Origin of the sequence: Streptomyces sp. NPDC059852, from assembly GCF_042731455.1 — a bacterium.
Lineage (GTDB): Bacteria > Actinomycetota > Actinomycetes > Streptomycetales > Streptomycetaceae > Streptomyces.
Genome location: NZ_JBHWJK010000051.1, coordinates 1 through 5,117, shown reverse-complemented (window position 1 = coordinate 5,117; position 5,117 = coordinate 1). Strand labels below are relative to the sequence as shown.

Sequence of the window (5,117 nt, the reverse complement as noted above, 5' to 3'; positions counted from 1 at the left end):
TCCGACTCTATCAGATCTTTCCGATCCGATTTCCTCGGTGCTTTCCAGGTTCCCGCTTCCGCGTTTCCCTTTCCGGCGGTTCCGACTTTATCAGAGGTTCTGAGTCGGATTTCCCGCCCCCTGCGGGGCAGTCCAGGCACATGAAGTGGCCGGGTTCCCCTCGGGCGGAGCCGTAAACGTACTGGAGCGGGGCGCCCCGATGCAAATCGAGGCGCCCCGCTCCTGAGTCACGCGGCCGTGGGCCGACGGACCGTCAGACCTCCACGACCACCGGCAGGATCATCGGCCGGCGCCGGTAGGTGTCCGAGACCCACTTGCCGAGGGTCCGACGCACCAGTTGCTGCAGCTGGTGCGGTTCGACCACGCCGTCCTGGGCCGAGCGTTCCAGCGACTCGGTGATCCTCGGGATGACGTCCGCGAAGGCGGAGTCCTCGATGCCGGAGCCGCGGGCCTGGATGTGCGGGCCACCCGTGATCTTGCCGGTGGAGGAGTCCACCACCACGAAGACCGAGATGATGCCCTCGTCGCCGAGGATCTTGCGGTCCTTCAGAGCGGGCTCGCCCACGTCACCGACGGAGAGGCCGTCGACGTAGACGTATCCGGCCTGGACCTTGCCCGAGATCTTGGCCTTGCCCTCGACGAGGTCGACGACGACGCCGTCCTCGGCGATGACGATGCGGTCGTGCGGGACGCCGGTCAGGGCGCCCAGCTCGGCGTTGGCGCGCAGGTGGCGCCACTCGCCGTGGACCGGCATCAGGTTCTTCGGGCGGCAGATGTTGTAGAAGTACAGCAGCTCGCCGGCCGAGGCGTGACCCGAGACGTGGACCTTGGCGTTGCCCTTGTGGACGACGTTGGCGCCCCAGCGGGTCAGGCCGTTGATCACGCGGTAGACCGCGTTCTCGTTGCCGGGGATGAGCGACGACGCCAGGATCACGGTGTCGCCCTGGACGATGCGGATCTGGTGGTCGCGGTTGGCCATCCGGGACAGGGCGGCCATCGGTTCGCCCTGGGAGCCCGTGCACACCAGGACCACTTCGCTGTCCGGCAGGTCGTCGAGCGTCTTGACGTCCACGACCAGGCCCGGCGGGACCTTCAGGTAGCCGAGGTCGCGGGCGATGCCCATGTTGCGGACCATCGAGCGGCCGACGAAGGCGACCCGGCGGCCGTACTCGTGGGCCGCGTCCAGGATCTGCTGGATGCGGTGGACGTGGCTGGCGAAGCTGGCCACGATCACGCGCTTGCGGGCGCCGGCGAAGACCTGGCGCAGGACGTTCGAGATGTCCCGCTCGTGGGGGGTGAAGCCCGGCACTTCCGCGTTCGTGGAGTCGGAGAGGAGAAGGTCGATGCCTTCTTCGCTCAGACGCGCGAAGGCGTGCAGGTCGGTCAGCCGGTTGTCCAGCGGGAGCTGGTCCATCTTGAAGTCGCCCGTGTGGACCACCATGCCCGCGGGGGTGCGGATGGCCACGGCGAGGGCGTCCGGGATGGAGTGGTTGACCGCGACGAACTCGCAGTCGAAGGGGCCGATGCGCTCGCGGTTCCCCTCGGACACCTCGAGGGTGTACGGGCGGATGCGGTGCTCCTGGAGCTTGGCCTCGATGAGGGCCAGGGTCAGCTTGGAGCCGATCAGCGGGATGTCCGGCTTCTCGCGCAGCAGGAAGGGGACACCGCCGATGTGGTCCTCGTGACCATGGGTGAGGACGATGCCCTCGATGTCGTCGAGGCGGTCCCTGATGGACGTGAAGTCCGGCAGGATCAGGTCGATTCCGGGCTGCTCCTCCTCGGGGAAGAGCACTCCGCAGTCGACGATCAGCAGGCGGCCGCCGTACTCGAAGACGGTCATGTTCCGGCCGATCTCGCCGAGGCCGCCGAGCGGGGTGACCCGTAGTCCGCCTTCGGGGAGCGGTGGGGGCGGGGCCAGTTCAGGATGCGGATGACTCAAAAGACTCTCCTCACCACACGCGCCACGTACCGGTTGGGCACGTGGCGCGCATGACGTTCGTGCAGAAGCAGTTGTCGTTGTGGGGTGCGGGCACCGGTGGCCCGCCTATTCAGTTGTGAAGTCAGGTGCGCGGCTCGCGCGCGAAGTCTGTGTTTAGAGCTGTACCCCGCCGGCGGCAAGATCGATCTTGAGCTGCTCGATCTCCTCGGGCGAGCACTCCACCATGGGGGCGCGCAGCGGTCCCGCGGGCAGGCCCTGGAGGGTGAGCGCCGCCTTGGTCGTCATGACGCCCTGGGTGCGGAACATGCCGGTGTAGACCGGGAGCAGCTTCTGGTGGATCTCGGTGGCCTTCTGGACGTCACCGGAGGTGTACGCCTCGATGAGCGCGCGCAGGTCCGGGGTGACGACGTGGCCGACGACGGAGACGAAGCCGACCGCGCCCACGGACAGCAGCGGCAGGTTCAGCATGTCGTCGCCGGAGTACCAGGCGAGGCCGGAGCGGGCGATGGTCCAGCTGGCGCGGCCGAGGTCGCCCTTGGCGTCCTTGTTGGCCACGATGCGCGGGTGCTCGGCGAGCCGGACGATCGTCTCGGTGCTGATCGGGACGCCGCTGCGGCCGGGGATGTCGTACAGCATGACGGGCAGGCCGGTGCTGTCGGCGATGGCCTTGAAGTGCCGGTACAGGCCCTCCTGCGGGGGCTTGTTGTAGTACGGCGTGACGACCAGCAGGCCGTGGGCGCCCACCTGCTCCGCGTCGTGGGCGAGCTCCAGGCTGTGCCGGGTGTCGTTGGTGCCGACCCCGGCCACCACGTGCGCCCGGTCGCCGACGGCCTCCAGTACGGCGCGTACGAGGTCCTTTTTCTCCGCGTTGCTGGTGGTGGGGGACTCGCCGGTGGTGCCGTTGATGATCAGGCCGTCATTGCCTGCGTCCACCAGGTGCGTGGCGAGCCGCTGCGCGCCGTCGAGATCGAGTACGCCGTCCGCCGTGAAGGGCGTGATCATGGCGGTGAGGACCCGCCCGAAGGGGGTCTGCGGAGTCGAGGTCGGAGCCATGGGTTACACGCTACTCGTTGTGCACGGCCGGGTCTGCCCTCGGGGGGTGCGGCAAGTCAGGACAAATAAGGAGCCCGGCACTGCCTGCTCGGGGGTTCAAGCAGTGCCGGGTCCGTTTGATCAGGCTAGATGAACTTCTCTAAATGCCGCAATACGGACACTTCGCGAGGCTGACGCCGCGCTGCCGTACCGACCGCTCCGGGGCGGTCGGGTCACGGCGCCACCCGGCCGTTCGCATTGAAGGCGGCGTACGTGAGGGGCATGAGCTTGGCCCACTCCGCCTCCATGCGCTCCCCCACCATCTCGATCTCGCGCTGCGGGAACGACGGCACCTTGGCCAGCTCGTGCTGGGTGCGCAGGCCGAGGAAGTGCATCAGCGAGCGTGCGTTGCATGTGGCGTACATCGACGAGAACAGGCCGACGGGGAGGACGGCGCGGGCGACCTCGCGAGCCACGCCGGCGGCGAGCATCTCCTGGTACGCCTCGTACGCCTGTCGGTAGGAGTCCTCCATGACGCGGCCGACAAGCTCCTGCTGGGCCTCGGTGCCCTCGACGAAGACGTACTTGCCGGGGCGGCCCTCCTGCACGAGCTTGCGGGACTCGTCCGGGACGTAGAAGACGGGCTGGAGCTCCCTGTAACGACCGCTCTCCTCGTTGTACGACCAGCCCACGCGGTGCCGCATGAACTCGCGGAAGACGAAGATCGGGGCGCTGATGAAGAAGGTCATCGAGTTGTGCTCGAAGGGGCTGCCGTGCCGGTCGCGCATCAGGTAGTTGATCAGGCCCTTGGAGCGCTCCGGGTCCTTCTTCAGCTCGTCCAGGGACTGCTCGCCGGCGGTGGAGACACGGGCGGCCCACAGCACGTCGGAGTCGGCCGCGCTGTGCTTGACCAGCTCCACGGTGACATCGCTGCGGAAGCTGGGTTTGAGGTCGGCGGCGGGGGTGTCGGTCACGGCTGGGGAGGTCCTTCCATCACGGCTTCGGGCGGCGCCCACTCTACGGCCCGGCTCTGACAACGGGGCGATCGGTGCCGGGTCCCGACATACGTCCGCGAATTTCTGTGAATTCGGTGAAACCGGGCACCGATTGGGGCGTTCGTTCGTCTGTCCTGATGACGATCACCCCTGCGTCCCGAGAGGAGACGAACCCCATGCTCCGCCGGCGCGAGCCCGTTCCCTTCGCCTTCGTCGCCGAGGCCGACCGGTTCCGCAGCAATGTCACTCCCCCGCCCCGTGAGCGGCCCACGCTCGGGCAGCTGGCCGGGCGGGCGCTGCTCGGTCTCACCCTCGTCGCCGGTCTCGTCGGCTCGCTGGTGATAGGTACGCCGGCCCTGTCGACCGACACCCACTCCGGCACCCAGCAGTCGCAGGCGTCCGACGGGCGCTGACCCCTTCGGACCCTCAAGGGTGGTGAGTGCTCATCCGTCTCGGTAGCCTCACCGGGCACACCCATGCATGGATTGAGTGAGGACCAGCCGTGCCCCTGCCCTTCCTGACGGCCGACCGCGCGTTCGAGGCAGCCGACGACGTCGCTCTGCCCCACGACGACCACGAGCGCTGGCGGCGGCCCTACCGTCCCGGGCCGTGGCGGGTGGGCGCGGCCGCGCTCTGGCTGCTGCTCGCCTCGTACGTGCTGTTCGCCGCGGTCATCATCGCCCTGACCGGCACCCTGTCCGCGTCCGCCACCGTGTTCGGCATCGCGCTGGTCATCATCGCCGGGGCGCTGCGCCTGCTGCGCATCGGCGTCTGGGTGAGCTCCCGCGGACTGCGCCACGTCCGGTTCCTCACCACCCGTACGGTGCCCTGGCAGCAGGTCGCCACGGTGCGGACGGTGCAGCAGCCGGTGCGCTGGCTGGGGCTTCCGCGGACCGTGCAGGGGCAGGCGCTGCTCCTCGTACGCCAGGGCCGTGGGGCGGCTGGCGACATGCCGGTGCTGATGACCACGCACGGTGCGGACTTCCTCGCCCGTCCCGCCGCGTTCGACCGGGCCACCGACGCCGTCGAGGCGTGGGCCGCGGAGAACGCGCGCGGCTGACCCGCATACGTGAGGGGCCGGTCCACGGTGGTGGACCGGCCCCTCACGTATGCCTGTGAGTTATACACATCAACGCTCCCACGAGACCAGG

Annotated in this window: 5 protein-coding genes; 2 read left to right on the top strand and 3 right to left on the bottom strand. The window is 68.8% G+C overall.

The window, feature by feature from the left end:
• Window positions 1–253: 253 nt before the first annotated feature.
• The 3 genes from ACFV46_RS33530 to thyX form a co-directional block, all read right to left on the bottom strand.
• The gene (locus ACFV46_RS33530) at window positions 254–1,939 is read right to left on the bottom strand and encodes a ribonuclease J (protein WP_361927324.1); all 1,686 of its coding nucleotides are present in this window, start codon (window positions 1,937–1,939) and stop codon (window positions 254–256) included.
• A 153-nt stretch (window positions 1,940–2,092) separates the two neighbouring features.
• On the bottom strand, window positions 2,093–2,992 hold the full coding sequence (dapA, locus tag ACFV46_RS33525; RefSeq protein WP_062669176.1) for a 4-hydroxy-tetrahydrodipicolinate synthase: 900 nt from the start codon (window positions 2,990–2,992) through the stop codon (window positions 2,093–2,095).
• A gap of 212 nt (window positions 2,993–3,204) precedes the next feature.
• Window positions 3,205–3,945, bottom strand: coding sequence for an FAD-dependent thymidylate synthase (gene thyX, locus ACFV46_RS33520; RefSeq protein ID WP_361927320.1), 741 nt, complete (start codon window positions 3,943–3,945; stop codon window positions 3,205–3,207).
• Between the two features lie 197 nt (window positions 3,946–4,142).
• On the opposite strand from thyX, the gene ACFV46_RS33515 reads away from it, so the two are divergent.
• Window positions 4,143–4,379: a hypothetical protein gene (locus ACFV46_RS33515; protein ID WP_086866112.1), complete on the top strand. Its 237-nt coding sequence runs from the start codon at window positions 4,143–4,145 to the stop codon at window positions 4,377–4,379.
• Window positions 4,380–4,468: 89 nt separating this feature from the next.
• Complete coding sequence (locus ACFV46_RS33510) at window positions 4,469–5,026, top strand: hypothetical protein (protein ID WP_361927317.1); 558 nt, start codon at window positions 4,469–4,471, stop codon at window positions 5,024–5,026.
• Window positions 5,027–5,117 lie beyond the last annotated feature (91 nt).

What these genes read in the sequence shown, in the direction of transcription:
- dapA (WP_062669176.1), bottom strand. Translation starts at nt 2,992, where the DNA reads ATGGCTCCGACCTCGACTCCGCAGACCCCCTTCGGGCGGGTCCTCACC.
- ACFV46_RS33515 (WP_086866112.1), top strand. Translation starts at nt 4,143, where the DNA reads ATGCTCCGCCGGCGCGAGCCCGTTCCCTTCGCCTTCGTCGCCGAGGCC.